This window comes from Pedobacter sp., from assembly GCF_965227205.1.
Lineage (GTDB): Bacteria > Bacteroidota > Bacteroidia > Sphingobacteriales > Sphingobacteriaceae > Pedobacter.
The window spans coordinates 691,374-705,088 of the sequence record NZ_OZ245727.1 but is presented as its reverse complement, the minus strand read 5'-3'; the positions used below and the strand labels follow the sequence as shown (position 1 = coordinate 705,088).

Annotated in this window: 25 protein-coding genes; all 25 read left to right on the top strand. The window is 33.8% G+C overall.

Annotated features, from left to right (window positions below; all coding sequences use genetic code 11):
- The first annotated feature begins 9 nt into the window (after window positions 1–9).
- Window positions 10–366, top strand: coding sequence for a nuclear transport factor 2 family protein (locus tag ACO05K_RS02920; protein WP_421942969.1), 357 nt, complete (start codon window positions 10–12; stop codon window positions 364–366).
- A 97-nt stretch (window positions 367–463) separates the two neighbouring features.
- Complete coding sequence (locus tag ACO05K_RS02915) at window positions 464–1,246, top strand: SDR family oxidoreductase (protein ID WP_421942968.1); 783 nt, start codon at window positions 464–466, stop codon at window positions 1,244–1,246.
- Between the two features lie 2 nt (window positions 1,247–1,248).
- Window positions 1,249–1,527 carry a hypothetical protein gene (locus ACO05K_RS02910; RefSeq protein ID WP_421942967.1) on the top strand — a complete coding sequence of 93 codons (279 nt, stop codon included), beginning with the start codon at window positions 1,249–1,251 and terminating at the stop codon, window positions 1,525–1,527.
- On the top strand, window positions 1,524–1,691 hold the full coding sequence (locus ACO05K_RS02905) for a DUF2147 domain-containing protein (protein ID WP_421942966.1): 168 nt from the start codon (window positions 1,524–1,526) through the stop codon (window positions 1,689–1,691). The genes ACO05K_RS02910 and ACO05K_RS02905 overlap by 4 nt, the downstream gene beginning before the upstream one ends.
- A 29-nt stretch (window positions 1,692–1,720) precedes the next feature.
- A complete protein-coding gene (locus ACO05K_RS02900; RefSeq protein WP_421942965.1) occupies window positions 1,721–2,083 on the top strand; it encodes a hypothetical protein in 363 nt (120 codons plus the stop codon).
- 100 nt (window positions 2,084–2,183) lie between these two features.
- Entirely contained in the window at window positions 2,184–2,897 is a 714-nt protein-coding gene (locus ACO05K_RS02895) for a helix-turn-helix domain-containing protein (RefSeq protein ID WP_421942964.1), read from the top strand.
- A complete protein-coding gene (locus ACO05K_RS02890) occupies window positions 2,882–2,986 on the top strand; it encodes an AraC family transcriptional regulator (protein WP_421946271.1) in 105 nt (34 codons plus the stop codon). Before ACO05K_RS02895 ends, ACO05K_RS02890 begins: the two co-directional genes overlap by 16 nt.
- 121 nt (window positions 2,987–3,107) lie before the next feature.
- Window positions 3,108–3,479 carry a VOC family protein gene (locus tag ACO05K_RS02885; RefSeq protein ID WP_421942963.1) on the top strand — a complete coding sequence of 124 codons (372 nt, stop codon included), beginning with the start codon at window positions 3,108–3,110 and terminating at the stop codon, window positions 3,477–3,479.
- Window position 3,480: 1 nt separating this feature from the next.
- The gene (locus ACO05K_RS02880; RefSeq protein ID WP_421942962.1) at window positions 3,481–3,921 is read left to right on the top strand and encodes an EVE domain-containing protein; all 441 of its coding nucleotides are present in this window, start codon (window positions 3,481–3,483) and stop codon (window positions 3,919–3,921) included.
- Entirely contained in the window at window positions 3,914–4,375 is a 462-nt protein-coding gene (locus ACO05K_RS02875) for a MarR family winged helix-turn-helix transcriptional regulator (protein ID WP_421942961.1), read from the top strand. The genes ACO05K_RS02880 and ACO05K_RS02875 overlap by 8 nt, the downstream gene beginning before the upstream one ends.
- Window positions 4,376–4,459: 84 nt before the next feature.
- Window positions 4,460–4,888 (top strand): hypothetical protein, encoded by a 429-nt coding sequence (locus ACO05K_RS02870; protein ID WP_421942960.1) that lies wholly within the window; start codon window positions 4,460–4,462, stop codon window positions 4,886–4,888.
- A gap of 77 nt (window positions 4,889–4,965) precedes the next feature.
- Window positions 4,966–6,033: an NAD(P)H-dependent flavin oxidoreductase gene (locus tag ACO05K_RS02865; protein ID WP_421942959.1), complete on the top strand. Its 1,068-nt coding sequence runs from the start codon at window positions 4,966–4,968 to the stop codon at window positions 6,031–6,033.
- 206 nt (window positions 6,034–6,239) lie between these two features.
- Complete coding sequence (locus tag ACO05K_RS02860; RefSeq protein ID WP_421942958.1) at window positions 6,240–6,623, top strand: DoxX-like family protein; 384 nt, start codon at window positions 6,240–6,242, stop codon at window positions 6,621–6,623.
- A 4-nt stretch (window positions 6,624–6,627) separates the two neighbouring features.
- Window positions 6,628–7,365 (top strand): DUF2071 domain-containing protein, encoded by a 738-nt coding sequence (locus ACO05K_RS02855; RefSeq protein ID WP_421942957.1) that lies wholly within the window; start codon window positions 6,628–6,630, stop codon window positions 7,363–7,365.
- Window positions 7,356–7,823, top strand: coding sequence for a hypothetical protein (locus ACO05K_RS02850; RefSeq protein WP_421942956.1), 468 nt, complete (start codon window positions 7,356–7,358; stop codon window positions 7,821–7,823). The genes ACO05K_RS02855 and ACO05K_RS02850 overlap by 10 nt, the downstream gene beginning before the upstream one ends.
- On the top strand, window positions 7,799–8,113 hold the full coding sequence (locus ACO05K_RS02845; protein ID WP_421946270.1) for a class I SAM-dependent methyltransferase: 315 nt from the start codon (window positions 7,799–7,801) through the stop codon (window positions 8,111–8,113). The genes ACO05K_RS02850 and ACO05K_RS02845 overlap by 25 nt, the downstream gene beginning before the upstream one ends.
- 565 nt (window positions 8,114–8,678) lie before the next feature.
- Window positions 8,679–9,158 carry a DUF2975 domain-containing protein gene (locus ACO05K_RS02840; RefSeq protein WP_421942955.1) on the top strand — a complete coding sequence of 160 codons (480 nt, stop codon included), beginning with the start codon at window positions 8,679–8,681 and terminating at the stop codon, window positions 9,156–9,158.
- A gap of 3 nt (window positions 9,159–9,161) precedes the next feature.
- Window positions 9,162–9,371 (top strand): helix-turn-helix domain-containing protein, encoded by a 210-nt coding sequence (locus ACO05K_RS02835; protein WP_421942954.1) that lies wholly within the window; start codon window positions 9,162–9,164, stop codon window positions 9,369–9,371.
- A gap of 403 nt (window positions 9,372–9,774) precedes the next feature.
- On the top strand, window positions 9,775–10,623 hold the full coding sequence (locus ACO05K_RS02830) for a bifunctional helix-turn-helix domain-containing protein/methylated-DNA--[protein]-cysteine S-methyltransferase (protein WP_421942953.1): 849 nt from the start codon (window positions 9,775–9,777) through the stop codon (window positions 10,621–10,623).
- Window positions 10,624–10,635: 12 nt separating this feature from the next.
- Window positions 10,636–10,881: an Ada metal-binding domain-containing protein gene (locus ACO05K_RS02825; protein ID WP_421942952.1), complete on the top strand. Its 246-nt coding sequence runs from the start codon at window positions 10,636–10,638 to the stop codon at window positions 10,879–10,881.
- A complete protein-coding gene (locus tag ACO05K_RS02820; RefSeq protein WP_421942951.1) occupies window positions 10,868–11,476 on the top strand; it encodes an alpha-ketoglutarate-dependent dioxygenase AlkB family protein in 609 nt (202 codons plus the stop codon). Before ACO05K_RS02825 ends, ACO05K_RS02820 begins: the two co-directional genes overlap by 14 nt.
- An 87-nt stretch (window positions 11,477–11,563) precedes the next feature.
- The gene (locus ACO05K_RS02815) at window positions 11,564–11,740 is read left to right on the top strand and encodes an SDR family NAD(P)-dependent oxidoreductase (RefSeq protein ID WP_421942950.1); all 177 of its coding nucleotides are present in this window, start codon (window positions 11,564–11,566) and stop codon (window positions 11,738–11,740) included.
- A 7-nt stretch (window positions 11,741–11,747) separates the two neighbouring features.
- Window positions 11,748–12,365, top strand: coding sequence for an SDR family NAD(P)-dependent oxidoreductase (locus ACO05K_RS02810; RefSeq protein WP_421942949.1), 618 nt, complete (start codon window positions 11,748–11,750; stop codon window positions 12,363–12,365).
- A 4-nt stretch (window positions 12,366–12,369) separates the two neighbouring features.
- Window positions 12,370–12,939: a Crp/Fnr family transcriptional regulator gene (locus ACO05K_RS02805; protein ID WP_421942948.1), complete on the top strand. Its 570-nt coding sequence runs from the start codon at window positions 12,370–12,372 to the stop codon at window positions 12,937–12,939.
- Window positions 12,940–13,033: 94 nt separating this feature from the next.
- A complete protein-coding gene (locus ACO05K_RS02800; RefSeq protein WP_421942947.1) occupies window positions 13,034–13,678 on the top strand; it encodes an NAD-dependent epimerase/dehydratase family protein in 645 nt (214 codons plus the stop codon).
- Window positions 13,679–13,715: the final 37 nt, after the last annotated feature.

The window sequence follows — 13,715 nt, the reverse complement described above, 5'->3', positions numbered from 1 at the left end:
AACAATAACATGAAAACAGACATCAATCAAAACAAAAAAGAAATCATCAATGATTTACCACAGGTAATCGCAGATCTAGTTAAAGCTCAAAACAATTTCGACAGCTCAGCTTATGCCGATTGTTTTAGCGAAACTGCTGTAGTTTTTGATGAGGGCAAAACACATAACGGAAAAATGGAAATTAAAAACTGGATAGCAAAAGCAAATCAAGATTATCAGGCAACAATGAATCCCATCGAATATGATGAAACCTCGCAGATTTTAAAAGCAGGAACTTCTGGTAATTTCCCGGGAAGCCCTATCGTTTTACAATATCACATGGAAATCAATAACGGATACATTCAATCATTAAAGATAATAGGTTAATCATACCAATCATCCGTTTTCACTACAATAATCCGACTTTTGACTACATCCGTTTTTTGGTTTCTGTTAAACTTTGCTTCAACAAGAAATCAAAAAAATGGATTTAAAAAACAGTACAATACTAATTACAGGCGGAACAAGTGGATTGGGGTTAGAATTTGTAAAACAACTAACAGAAATTGGAGCAAAGGTTATTGTAACCGGTCGTAAAATCGATGCTTTAATCGAAACAAAAAAACAGTTTCCGAATATCGAAATCTTTCAAAGCGATGTAAGCAACCCAAAAGACATCGAAAAACTCTTTGCAGAGGTTTCAACGCAACACCCGAATTTGAATATCATCATCAATAACGCAGGATTAATGCGGTTGATAGATTTGCAAGATGATTCTTTGGATTTGGAAAATATCAACCAAGAAATCACCACCAATCTTTCTGGAACCATCCAGATGGTTCACCAGTTTTTACTACACTTATTAAAACAAAAATCTGCAGGAATTGTGAATGTTTCTTCGGGCATTGCCTTAATGTCTTATTCCTCAGCACCTATTTACAGCGCTACGAAAGCTGGCGTACGCGCTTACACTCAAGCCCTGCGTTTGCAATTGGAAAACACCAATGTAAAGGTTTTTGAAATGATTCCTCCCGGCGTAAAAACCAATCTTCAAAATGATTGGGAAAAACAACCCAATGAAAGCATGATGATGACTGCCGAAAAAATGGTAAATATAGCCATCAACGGACTTTTGAAAGACAAAAAAGAACTCAAACCATTCTTAATTAGCATTATAAAATTGGCAAGCAGAATTGCGCCTAACCTACTTTTAAGATTTGGCCACAGAGAATTTAAAGAAATTAAAAAACTAAAAAACAAGAAATAGATATGAAGAAAATAATTTTTGCGACTTTGCTATTGTTGGTTTCCGTAACAAGTTTCGCACAACAAGCTGCCGATAAAATAATTGGGAATTGGGAAAGTATTGATGGCGAAGTAAAATTAAAATTCGAGATTTTTAAAGCTGATGGTTTGTATTTTGGAAAACTATTATGGGCTTCAAACATGTATGAAGCTGATGGAAAAACGCCGAAAAAAGATTTTAAAAACCCAATAAATCTTTGCAAAACCGCCCCAGAAAAGACATTGTTAACATTACCAATTTGAAATATACCGATGGTGAATATACTGGCGGCAAACTCTACAACCCTAGTGATGGTGATACGTACAGTTTGAATGCTAAATTGAAAAATGCAAACGAACTACATTTCCGCGGTTATTTAGGTATTTCACTTTTAGGCAAAACAATGAAGTTCAAAAGATTTGAATAAATTGGTATTTTAATTTAAAAAAAAATAAAATGGTAAAAAGTATAATTTCTCTGGTATTGCTTTTAGCATCGGTTTTCTTAGCCTTCAAACACGGTTGGGATACTTTAAATTACAAAAAACATCCTGAATCTTTAAAAATGATGAACGAACTGGGGATTACCGAAACCATGATTCCTTTTTTTGGCGGGATGACACTTTTAATCGGTGTGCTGCTACTCATTCCAAAAACATTTTTTCTTGGCAATATGCTTAATGCGATTTCCATTGTTATCATTATGGCACTGGCAATGAAAGCTGGGAATTTTAAAATGGTGTTGATGGAAATACCATTTTTAATAATGCCTTTGGTTATGATTTGGTTGAGATATCCTTTCATAAAAACCATTAACTGATATGAAACCTTACCGTATAAAATCGATTACCGAAGCCCACCGAATAGGCAATCACCCACCGCCTCAACATCCATTAATCAGCGTGATTAATTTGTCTAACATGGAAAACCATTCGGATGCAAATTCATTTATGTTTGATTTTTATATGATATCGCTTAAAAGAGGCTGCGATAAATTATTGTATGGCCAGCAGAAATACGATTTTGATGAAGGTTTGATGGCATTTATGTCGCCTGGGCAGATTTTGAGAGGAGAAGATGGTGGCGTACCCGAAAAATTAAGTGGTTGGATGCTCCTCATCCATCCAGATTTTTTATGGAATACATCGCTTGCTAAAAAAAAAAAGAAATATGAGTACTTTGGCTATTCTACTAACGAGGCCCTATTTCTTTCTGAAAAAGAGGAAATGCTCATTAACGGTATTGTCGAAAACATTAAAAACGAATACAATGCAAACATCGATAAATTTAGCCAGGACGTAATTATTGCCCAACTCGAAGTATTGCTTACATATGCTCAACGTTTTTACGAACGCCAATTCATTACCCGAAAAATCACAAACAATCAGATTTTAAATCGTATAGAAGAAATCTTAAATAATTATTTCAATAACGAAGATTTATTATCGAAAGGTTTGCCAACTGTACAATTTGTATCCGAAAATTTAAATATTTCAAGTAAATATTTAGGCTCACTGTTAAAACAATTATCCGGGCTATCTACTCAACAACACATTCACGAAAAGTTGATTGAAAAGCTAAAGAAAAACTTTCTACAACAGACTTATCAGTTTCTGAAATTGCTTATAAATTAGGATTCGAGCACTCACAAAGTTTTAGCAAATTGTTTAAAAGCAAGACAAATGTTTCTCCCCTGGAATTTCGATCCAGTTTTAACCATTAATAATTCCATCTAATAACTAGCTGTCCAATCTTATAGTTAAACTATAAAATGTATAAAAAGTAAAATCATTTGCTTATTGTTGTCGCATATACTATATTTGCGACAACAAATGATTTATACAATGAGAAAATTAGATTTTGCATCTCTTCAGGTTAGAGATTTAGAAGTTTCCAAAGCATTTTACACAGAAAAATTAGGGTTTGAGCCATCTGAAATGTCAAATCAGTACGCCTGTGTTTTTAAATACAATAAAGGTGAAGCAAGTTTCGCTATCAGAACGCCCATAAACAATATAGATGGTAAAGAACTTGGCGTTGGTACATCCCTTTGGTTTGCTGTTGATGAAAAGATTGAAGATTTACAGAAGCATCTAACAGAAAAAGATGTTGCTATTTTAGGTACAATAAACAATACCCCTTTTGGCAAAACTTTAATGGTAAAAGACCCAGATGGTTACGTGGTTACTTTCCTTGAACCCATTTCAGCGAGCTAAAATGAATATTGCAGCACCAAAATATTGGATAATCGTAGCATCAAAAGACCATGCAAAATCAGGAATGGCTGCCGGTATTGCACAGGCTTGCCACGGAAAATCTTCACCTTTAAAAAGAATGAAAAAAGGTGATATGGTTATCTTTTACTCTGGCAAACAAACAATGACAAAACCGGAGAAATGCCAGCAATTTACAGCCTTGGGCAAGGTTTTGGATGAGGAAACTTATCACTTTCAGGTTTCTGCAGATTTCTGCCCATCAAGACGTAATATTGCATTTGAACAAATTAAACACATATCCATCCTTCCTTTAATTGATGATTTGCAATTCATAAAAAACAAAAAAAGTTGGGGTTATCCATTTCGATTTGGTTTCTTTGAAATTAACAAGCACGATTTCGATTTAATTTCATCTCAAATGCTTCAAAATCATTATGCCTAAAGAAATTGAATTCCATTTTAAAAGCACACAAGATAGCCCCGGTTATTTGCTCGGACAGCTAACAATGCTTTGGCAGCGAAAACTAAAAAAGGTTTTAGACCCATTAGATTTAACTCAAACACAATTTGTATTGCTGGCAGCATTGGGTTGGCTCTCAAAAAAGAATGATGCCGTTACACAGGTCGATATAGCCAATCAAAGCAATGCAGATAGAATGATGGTATCGAAAGTGCTGAGAACTTTAGAAGATAAGAAATTTATCAGCAGGCAAGAACACCAGACTGATACAAGAGCCAAAGTAATTAAATTGACAAGCGAAGGCGCTAAAGTTTTACAAAATGCATTAACAGCAGTTGAAAATGCCGACTTAGACTTCTTTTCTGGTTTAGGCAATAACTTATCTTTGTTTAATCAAAACATGGTAAGCTTAATTGAGCAAAATAAAGATGAGTAAGAATAACTAACATCAGCTTAGGTTATTCGACAACCAATCTTCTATTCTAAAGCATTTATGTACTATTTAAATTTTATCTAAAGAATGAAAACTGTAGCACAAAAGATGGGCATCAAGGAGAATGTCAAAACGTATTTTATGAATGCGCCGGAGTCAGCTATTGAAGCAATAGATTTACCAAAAATTGACTTAAAGGAGGAACTAAATGGCGAATTTGATTACATTCATTTATTTGTGAAACAACCAAATGAGCAACAGGCTATTTTTCCCAAGTTAAAAAAACATCTAAAGTTAGAGGGAATGCTTTGGGTTTCGTGGCCAAAAGGCGGAAAGTTAAATTCTGAGCTTTCTTTACCAAAGGTTATAAAAATTGGTTATGAATTTGGGCTTGTAGAAAGTACATGTTTAAGTATAAATGAAACCTGGTCTGCGCTAAAATTTACACATCCAAAAAAAGGCAAAGAATATAATAACAGCCACGCTAAATTGAAATCAAGAACTACAAACCGTTAACGAAAGCTTAATCCTAATTTACACGGCTAATCTTATTAATATCAAACATTATACCTTGGGATAACAAAAACAGAAACATGAATTGGACCAACGATATTAGTAGATTATTAAATATTAAATACCCAATAATACAAGCACCAATGTTCGGGGTTACCAGTCCAGAAATGGTAGCCGCAACATTAAATGCTGATTGCCTTGGTTCTTTGGCATTGGCAGATCTTAGTGCTGATAAATGCATTGAGGCCATACGTGCGGCCAAAAAACTTAGCGACAAGCACTTTGCAGCAAATATCTTCGCACATAAAATCCCTGAAATTACCGAAGATTTGAGAGCGCAATATGCCAAAACAAAAGCTTTTATAAAGCAACTGGCATCTCAATATAATTTGGAAGTTGAGGTACCAAATATTGAGGAAATTAAGCTCAACAGTTATCATGAACAAATAGATGCAATTATTGAAGAAGATTGTAAAATAGTAAGTTTTACTTTCGGTAATCTCGACCAGCAGAGCATTGATAAATTAAAAGGCAAAGGCATTATTTTAATCGGAACCTGCACATCGGTTCAGGAAGCAATTATTTTAGAAAAATCAGGCATTGATGTGGTTTGCGTGCAAGGATTGGAAGCCGGCGGGCATCGTGGTAGTTTCTCTTCTGAGGATATTCCCCAGATTAGCGGTTTATCATTACTTGCCCAAGTAAGAGATGCTATTAATGTACCCATTATTTATGCCGGGGGAATTTATGATGCCAAAACCTTGCGAGCCTCGCAGATATTAGGAGCCAGTGGTTTTCAGATTGGCAGTTTATTATTGGCGTCATCAGAAAGCATGCTGAAAGATTTTGAAAAGGAAAGGCTTAGAAAGGTAAAGGAATCTGAAATTATATTAACCAAAAGCTTTTCGGGTAGATTTGCCAGAGGGATAAAAAACATTTTCATACAAGCAACCGAAAACAGCGATTATATCCTGCCCTATCCATATCAAAATAAAATTACAAGCGGCTTGCGTAGTGTTGCAAGAAGCAGTAAAAATCCCGATTTTGTAAACATATGGGTTGGCCAATCGATAAACAATTACAGTGGAGCATCAACTACAGAAATTATAAAGAAACTGATTATTGATACAGAATCTTCTCACAATTAAAATATTGCAAATTTACCTGGCTGAGCAGATTTAAAAATCAGAGTTCTAAGCAAAAAAGAAGCAAAGTAGAGTTTTAATAAAAAAATAATAAATCTCTCCTCGATTAAAAATAAAAAAACCTCACTAACTATAATTTGGTAAGATGGTATTAAATAGTTTAGAGTACCTCTATGAAAATACCCAAACTTTAGAAGTAACTGTTATTAATGACAAGAACAAGGATTAATAAAATATTGAACTATTGTATTGCAACAGTCTGGATTGCAAATGGGCTTTTTTGCAAAGTTTTAAATCTTGTTCCACGGCATGAAGAAATTGTTGCAAGAATATTAAGCGAAAACTATTCCCGGCCATTAACAGTTACAATCGGAATTTCGGAAATTGTTATGGCTGTATGGATTTTAAGCCGCTTTAAAACAAAGTTAAATACAATTGCACAAATCGTAGTGATTGCAACAATGAATGCCCTGGAATATCTCATAGTTCCAGATTTATTACTTTGGGGCAAACTCAATTCATTATTCGCATTTATACTTATTTTAGTTGTTTACTTTAACGAATTTTACCTAAACAATAAGCAATTAAAATAACCTAATGCTTTCACTTTTAAAAAACCATCCTTTTGCTGTTGAAGCGTATTTTGAAAGTTCGCTGGTTTTAACATTTGCAGTGCCGAAAGAGCAATTACAAAATCTTATTCCAGAATGTTTAAAACTCGATACATTTCAAGATAAATGGGCTTTTGTTGCGGTTGCCATGGTTCAGACCAAAAATTTGCGACCAAAAGGTTTCCCAAAATTTATGGGTAACGATTTTTTTCTGATAGGCTATCGTGTGTTTGTTCGTTATACAAATAAATCTGGTAAAAATTTGCGTGGCTTATATATTCTAAAATCAGAAACAGACAAAAAGAAAATGGAGTTTTTTGGAAATATATTTATCCATTATAACTACACCACAACAGACATTACCCAACTTGAAAAACAAAATACAACAGAAATATCATCAATCAAATCAAAGTTCAAAATCAGCATAGATAAATTTGCAGAACAAGTTTCTTTACCAACTGATTCACCATTTTTAGACTGGAAAGAAGCACGAAGATTTGCTGGCCCTTTGCCTTTTACTTTTACATACAATGAAGAAACTAAGGAAGTGCTCATTATCGAAGGTGTGAGACAAAACTGGACTCCTAACCTGGTAAAAGTGATTAATTTTAATTTCGATTTTTTGAATATTTTGAAACTCAAAAATCCAATATTAGCAAATGCTTTTATCATTAAAAACATCCCGTATTATTGGAAAAAGGGCAAAATAGAAACATGGAAATAAAGAGACGAAATTTTCAAGGCGTATTAAATATACTAAGTTTTAACAGGCACTTTTATGTGATTGGGTTTATCATTTTATCCTTTATTATTGGCAGCAGATTTATTTTCAGTTGGAATAACAGTCTATATTGGCTAGTTATTGTGGCGTTTATTTATGGCTTAACCATGCCTTTAATTGTTTCGGCCTATGTTTACGATTTTTCTGGTTTTTACAATTTCGATTGGTTAAAGAAAATGAACATTAAGGATTCAAAAGATAAATTTAACTTAAATATCAATGCTGGCTTTGACGAAACAAGCTATATTATAGAAAGTATTTTGCCACAATCTAAATTGCAAGTTTATGATTTTTACAATGCTAAACAGCATACAGAACCTGCAATAATTCGTGCACGAAAGGTAAGTTTAGTTTATCCAATCCAAACACACAACAAATTAATTCAAATTCAATTCCGTTAAACGACAATTCTGTCGATAATATTTTCTTATTATCAGCAATCCATGAAATCCGTAAGCATGATGAAAAAGTCCAGTTTTTGAAAGAATGCCAAAGAGTTTGTAAACCAAATGGCAACGTAATTATGGTAGAACATCTGAGAGATTTTCCAAACTTTGCAGCCTTTACAATTGGTTTTACTCACTTTTTCTCAAAAAACACTTGGAAAAAAGGATTTAGAGAAGCTGGTTTTAAGTCGTTTAAAGAAATAAAATTTACACCATTTATGTCGATATTTAAGTGCAACCAATAATGGAAATACATTTTAAAATAATAGGTATTTTATTAATTGCTTTGGCATTGGTCCATATTGTATTTCCAAAATATTTTAACTGGGACAAAGAACTTAAATCGTTAAGTTTAATTAATCGACAAATGATTAATGTTCATACATTTTTTATTGCGTTTACTATATTCCTTATGGGTTTACTCTGTTTTACATCTTCTAGCGAATTAATTGGAACTAATCTTGGGAAAAAAATCTCCCTTGGGTTAGGTGTATTTTGGACTTTAAGATTATTTGTTCAATTTTTTGGCTACTCTACAAAACTTTGGAAAGGAAAAAAATTTGAAACTTTTGTACACATAATATTCTCGTTTCTTTGGGCATATTTAAGTATCATATTTTTGGTATCATATTTCAGATAATTATTATTAAAAAGTCGATAGAGAAGAAAGACAATCAAATCAATCTCCAACAGTTAAATAATTTAAGTAAAATTAAACTCAAACACTTAAAATTAAAAAACAATATATTTTTATTGTTTATCAATAATTATTTATTAATTTTGAATGAACATTTTAAATTATTAATAATTATGAAAAGAATTTCAATTGTATTTCTTCAGGCGGTTATTGTATTAATTGGCATTATCGCACTTTTCATTTTAATTCGTTTTCCACAAACTGAAGGGCGAGCTAAAGACCTCGATTTAATCAGCATTTACGCCGATCCACTTATAATTTATGCATACATAATGTCTATTGCCTTTTTTATTGCACTTTACAAGGCATTTAGGTTAATCGGATACATCGGGCAAAATAAAATTTTCACACCCGATGCGGTAAACACTTTAAAAAGCATAAAATATTGCGCTATCGCAATTAGTGTTTTTATTGTGATTGCCGGAATATACATCAATATAACACACCATAAAGATGACGATCCTGCAGGTTTTCTTGCTATGTGTATGTTAACTACCTTTGCTTCTATTGTGGTAGCAACTACCGCCGCGATATTTGAAAAACTTCTGCAAAATGCGGTAGATCTGAAATCTGAAAACGAGTTAACAATTTAAAATATGGCAATTACAGTAAATTTAGATGTGATGATGGCAAAGCGTAAAATGTCTCTTAATGAACTGTCTGGCAAGGTCGATTTAACATTATCTAATCTTTCCATCTTAAAAACAGGAAAAGCCAAAGCAATTCGTTTTAGCACTTTAGAGGCCATCTGCAAAGCTTTAGATTGTCAGCCGGGAGATATTTTAGAATATGTAGAAGATAAATAAAGAAAACACATTGTTTGATTCACATTAACTAAAATTGCCTTCGATTAATTTTTGGAAATGAATGCCAGGTTTTAATGGCGGCTCTCAGTCCCGCTAATCGCTTTACTTGCCCGAAATAGGGCTGCGTGTTCGCTTTTATCGGGTTTAGAAACTTCTGCTTGTATCTCCATTCAAAAAAGACAAGAAATAACTTTAAATAGCCCCGACATAACGAATTCCGATTTTTCATCGGAAGCAGTATTGGCGGGACTGAAGTAACCTATTTATACTGCATTTGCGCTCCAAATCCTTTATTTTTTGCAACTTTCATATTAACAATCTCAAAGGTTTAATTAACTTCAGCAAGTTTCGGATTTTCTAACTGAAACATAGTTTCGACATTTGTTATATAAATTAAGGAGCAATGGAAACGCAACAAGAAATAAATTACAGCCGAATTGCCGAAGCAATAGAATACATAAAAAACAACTTTAAGCAGCAACCCAACCTCGATGAAGTTGCAGAGCAAGTACATTTAAGCCCAACACATTTTCAGCGATTATTTACGGAATGGGCAGGTACAAGTCCTAAAAAATTCTTGCAATACATTAGTGTAGAACACGCCAAAAAAATATTAAAAGACGAACAGGCTACCCTCTTCCAAACTACGTTTGATACTGGTTTTTCGAGCACAAGCCGCCTGCACGATTTATTTGTAAATATAGAAGGTATGTCGCCCGCTGAATATAAAAACGGCGGCAAAAATCTTTCCATCAACTTTAGTTTTGCAGAAACGCCCTTCGGCAACATCATAGTTGCTTCTACCGCAAAAGGTATTTGTTACATGGCTTTCGAAGAAGATGAAGCAACAGCAATTTCAAATCTTAAGTTAAAATTCCCCAACGCAACCTATGCGCAAAAATTGGATTTGATACAACAAGATGCACTCTTTATTTTTCAGCACGATTGGAGTAAATTATCGGATATTAAACTCCACCTAAAAGGCACTGATTTTCAATTGAAAGTTTGGGAAACGCTATTAAAAATCCCAATGGGAAAGCTTTCTACCTACGGTAATATTGCGCAATTAATCGGCAATGCAAATGCTTCCAGAGCAGTTGGAACAGCCATCGGCAGTAATCCGGTTGCATTCTTAATTCCCTGTCATAGGGTAATACAATCATCTGGAAATATTGGAGAATATATGTGGGGAAGTACCAGAAAAACAGCCATTATTGGTTGGGAAGGTGCCAAAACAAACGCAGAGCGATAAATCTACTCAATAATGATAAGCCACTCAGAATTATCAGATAAAGATTTAAGAAGTAAGATTAAACAACAAGAAATCTGCTTTGCGGGAAACCGAAAATTAAAAATTTACGGAACTTTAGCCTGCAAATCGGGCAAGAAAATGAAACGAGAAAACCGGGTTTTCTTTCACGCAAAAGATGAAGCTTTAGCAAAAAACTTCCGTCCATGCGGACATTGCATGAAAGTAAATTACAAAAAATGGAAAGATGGATTTATTTAACCAAACCATAGATAAACATAGAAATTTGCTACCCGATGGTGGTATTGTAAATTATTACGGTAGATTATTTCCAGCTACAGAAGCAAATTTATATCTGGATAAATTATTGAACAACATTGAGTGGAGAAATGATGAAGCCATTATTTTCGGGAGGAAGATAATTACAAAACGAAAGGTAGCTTGGTATGGCGAAAAACCTTTTGAATACACTTACTCAAACACCACAAAACATGCCTTACCGTGGACTACCGAGTTGTTAGAACTTAAGAAGATTATAGAAAAAGAAACAGGCGAAACCTTTAATTCTTGCCTGCTTAATTTATACCACAATGGCGATGAAGGAATGGCGTGGCATAGTGATGGAGAACTGGATTTGAAGAAAAATGGAGCAATTGGCTCTTTAAGCTTCGGAGCAGAAAGAAAGTTTGCCTTTAAACATAAACAAACCAAAGAAAAAGTAGAGATAGTTTTAGAGCACGGCAGCTTATTGGTAATGAAAGATACCACACAAACAAACTGGTTGCATAGGCTCCCTCCAACAAAAAAAATTACCAGAGCAAGGGTAAACCTAACATTTAGAACAATTGTTGATTAAAAAGAAGACCTAGATTCTTTTTGCCAAATGGCAAATGTTTTCATTTAATGCTAAAATATCTTTGTTAAGAAATTTAAAATGAACGAAATGAAAACAGTTTTAGTAACAGGTGCTTCATCTGGTATAGGTAAAGCCACAGCCACTTATTTGGCACAAAATGGTTATAACGTTTATGGCGCAGCCCGAAGGGTAGATAAAATGGAAGAACTAAAGTTATTCGGCATAAAACCAGTTGCTTTAGATATCTCAAAAACCGAATATTGATAATGTTGTGGGCCAAATACTAAAAGAAACAGGTAGCATTGATATTTTGATTAATAACGCTGGCTCTGGTTTCTATGGTTCTTTAGAAGATGTGCCCATGGCCAATGCAAGAAGTTTAATGGAAGTTAACCTATTTGGAGTTGCCCGCTTAACACAGCTTGTACTACCGAATATGCGCCAAAACAAATACGGAAAAATCGTTAACATCTCATCAGTTGGGGGTAAGATAGGATTACCTTTGGGCGTTTGGTATCATGCAAGTAAATTTGCAATTGAAGGTTTAAGCGATGCGCTTCGCAATGAAGTTAGGCAATTTGGCATTGATGTTATTGTAATCGAACCAGGTGGTACAAAATCTGAAATGACCGGAATTGGAACTGAATATGTATTGCAGGTTTCAGAAGGAACGGTTTATAAAAAACAGGCAGAAAGCATTGTGAAAATGTATAGTGCAATGAAAGGTTCAGAACCAATAGTAATTGCAAAACTTATTAAAAAAGGTATCGAAGCCAGGAATCCAAAAACCAGATATATTGGTGGAGAAATGGCAAAACCAATGTTATTTATGCGCAAAGTATTATCTGATAAATGGTTTGATAAACTGCTAATGAGCCAAATGAAATAAAAATATGGAAACACTCATCAATTACTTATTGCAATTTGGCCATTTGAACCAACAACAAATTGAGCTGATTAGAAGCAAGGTTGTTTTTAAAGAGATAAAGAAAGAGGAATACTATCAGGAGGCTGGAAAAATACCCCGCGAAGTTATCTTTATGATTACAGGAATTATGAGGGTATGCTATTACAACAATAAAGGCGAAGAGATTACAAAGTATTTTATTGATGAAAACAATTTTCTGGCTGATATAAACAGTTATAACCAGGAAATCCCATCAACTGAATATATACAGGCAGTTACAGATTGCGGGTATTTTTCGTTTTCTAAACAAGTAATGAAAGAGCTATCTATGACCATTATAGAATGGGATAATATTGTAGCTAAAATCACTACAAAAGCTCTTGCCGATAAGGTGAATAAGATAAGTCCGATGATGGCTGAAGATGCCACAGAACGCTATCTTTCCTTTCTCGAAAAATTCTCTAACCTGGCAAACCGCATTCCTCTATCCTATTTAGCTTCCTATTTGGGCATTACTCAATCATCTTTAAGTAGAATTAGAAAAAACATCCATTAAAACATCATTTGAAAGGGATATGAGTACCTAATGGCTTTACCTTAAATGATTATTCAATTTTAATGCTGTACTTTGTTTTATCAAAAATTGAAAAATGAAAGTAATTATAACTGGCGCCACAGGAATGGTTGGCGAAGGCGTTTTATTTGAATGTTTAGATAATTCAGCAGTAACTGAAGTGCTGATAATTGGCCGAAAACATTATGATTTAAGCCATCAAAAACTAAAAGAATTAGTGCTTAAAGATTTTTCTGAAATCAAAAACCATTCGGAAGTATTGAAAGATTATGATGGCTGCTTTTTTTGTGCCGGCATAAGTTCAGTTGGAGAAAACGAGGAAAGTTTCACGAAGAAAACATACGATTTCGTAGTGCCTTTTGCCGAAAATCTTTCCGAAATTAAGCCAGACATGACTTTTATATATGTATCAGGAAGCAGAACTGATAGTACAGAAAAAGGAAAAGTAATGTGGGCAAGAGTAAAAGGCAGAACAGAAAATGCTTTAATGAAATTGAATTTTAAAGGTCAATACAATTTTTGTCCGGCGATTATGACAGGCACGAAAGGACAAAAAAACGTAAAAACAATTTATAAAATATTGGGTCCGTTAGTTGCGTCTTTTATATCTGCAAAAACATTAAAACTTTCTGAAGTTGGCAAAGCAATGATAAATTCCGTATCAAAAGGCTATCCAAAACAAATTTTGGAGGTTGATGACATTATAGAATTGGCTAAATAGAATCGTGCATAATTACTCACAAAATAGTTTGTAAATA

Excerpts from the sequence above, each read along its gene's own strand:
- ACO05K_RS02875 (WP_421942961.1), top strand. The coding sequence starts at position 3,914 with ATGCCTAAAGAAATTGAATTCCATTTTAAAAGCACACAAGATAGCCCC.
- ACO05K_RS02820 (WP_421942951.1), top strand. The coding sequence starts at position 10,868 with ATGGATTTATTTAACCAAACCATAGATAAACATAGAAATTTGCTACCC.
- ACO05K_RS02825 (WP_421942952.1), top strand. The coding sequence starts at position 10,636 with ATGATAAGCCACTCAGAATTATCAGATAAAGATTTAAGAAGTAAGATT.
- ACO05K_RS02840 (WP_421942955.1), top strand. The coding sequence starts at position 8,679 with ATGAAAAGAATTTCAATTGTATTTCTTCAGGCGGTTATTGTATTAATT.
- ACO05K_RS02860 (WP_421942958.1), top strand. The coding sequence starts at position 6,240 with ATGACAAGAACAAGGATTAATAAAATATTGAACTATTGTATTGCAACA.
- ACO05K_RS02835 (WP_421942954.1), top strand. The coding sequence starts at position 9,162 with ATGGCAATTACAGTAAATTTAGATGTGATGATGGCAAAGCGTAAAATG.
- ACO05K_RS02900 (WP_421942965.1), top strand. The coding sequence starts at position 1,721 with ATGGTAAAAAGTATAATTTCTCTGGTATTGCTTTTAGCATCGGTTTTC.
- ACO05K_RS02910 (WP_421942967.1), top strand. The coding sequence starts at position 1,249 with ATGAAGAAAATAATTTTTGCGACTTTGCTATTGTTGGTTTCCGTAACA.
- ACO05K_RS02920 (WP_421942969.1), top strand. The coding sequence starts at position 10 with ATGAAAACAGACATCAATCAAAACAAAAAAGAAATCATCAATGATTTA.
- ACO05K_RS02915 (WP_421942968.1), top strand. The coding sequence starts at position 464 with ATGGATTTAAAAAACAGTACAATACTAATTACAGGCGGAACAAGTGGA.
- ACO05K_RS02800 (WP_421942947.1), top strand. The coding sequence starts at position 13,034 with ATGAAAGTAATTATAACTGGCGCCACAGGAATGGTTGGCGAAGGCGTT.
- ACO05K_RS02885 (WP_421942963.1), top strand. The coding sequence starts at position 3,108 with ATGAGAAAATTAGATTTTGCATCTCTTCAGGTTAGAGATTTAGAAGTT.
- ACO05K_RS02815 (WP_421942950.1), top strand. The coding sequence starts at position 11,564 with ATGAAAACAGTTTTAGTAACAGGTGCTTCATCTGGTATAGGTAAAGCC.
- ACO05K_RS02895 (WP_421942964.1), top strand. The coding sequence starts at position 2,184 with ATGGAAAACCATTCGGATGCAAATTCATTTATGTTTGATTTTTATATG.
- ACO05K_RS02855 (WP_421942957.1), top strand. The coding sequence starts at position 6,628 with ATGCTTTCACTTTTAAAAAACCATCCTTTTGCTGTTGAAGCGTATTTT.
- ACO05K_RS02880 (WP_421942962.1), top strand. The coding sequence starts at position 3,481 with ATGAATATTGCAGCACCAAAATATTGGATAATCGTAGCATCAAAAGAC.
- ACO05K_RS02805 (WP_421942948.1), top strand. The coding sequence starts at position 12,370 with ATGGAAACACTCATCAATTACTTATTGCAATTTGGCCATTTGAACCAA.
- ACO05K_RS02850 (WP_421942956.1), top strand. The coding sequence starts at position 7,356 with ATGGAAATAAAGAGACGAAATTTTCAAGGCGTATTAAATATACTAAGT.
- ACO05K_RS02870 (WP_421942960.1), top strand. The coding sequence starts at position 4,460 with ATGAAAACTGTAGCACAAAAGATGGGCATCAAGGAGAATGTCAAAACG.
- ACO05K_RS02830 (WP_421942953.1), top strand. The coding sequence starts at position 9,775 with ATGGAAACGCAACAAGAAATAAATTACAGCCGAATTGCCGAAGCAATA.
- ACO05K_RS02865 (WP_421942959.1), top strand. The coding sequence starts at position 4,966 with ATGAATTGGACCAACGATATTAGTAGATTATTAAATATTAAATACCCA.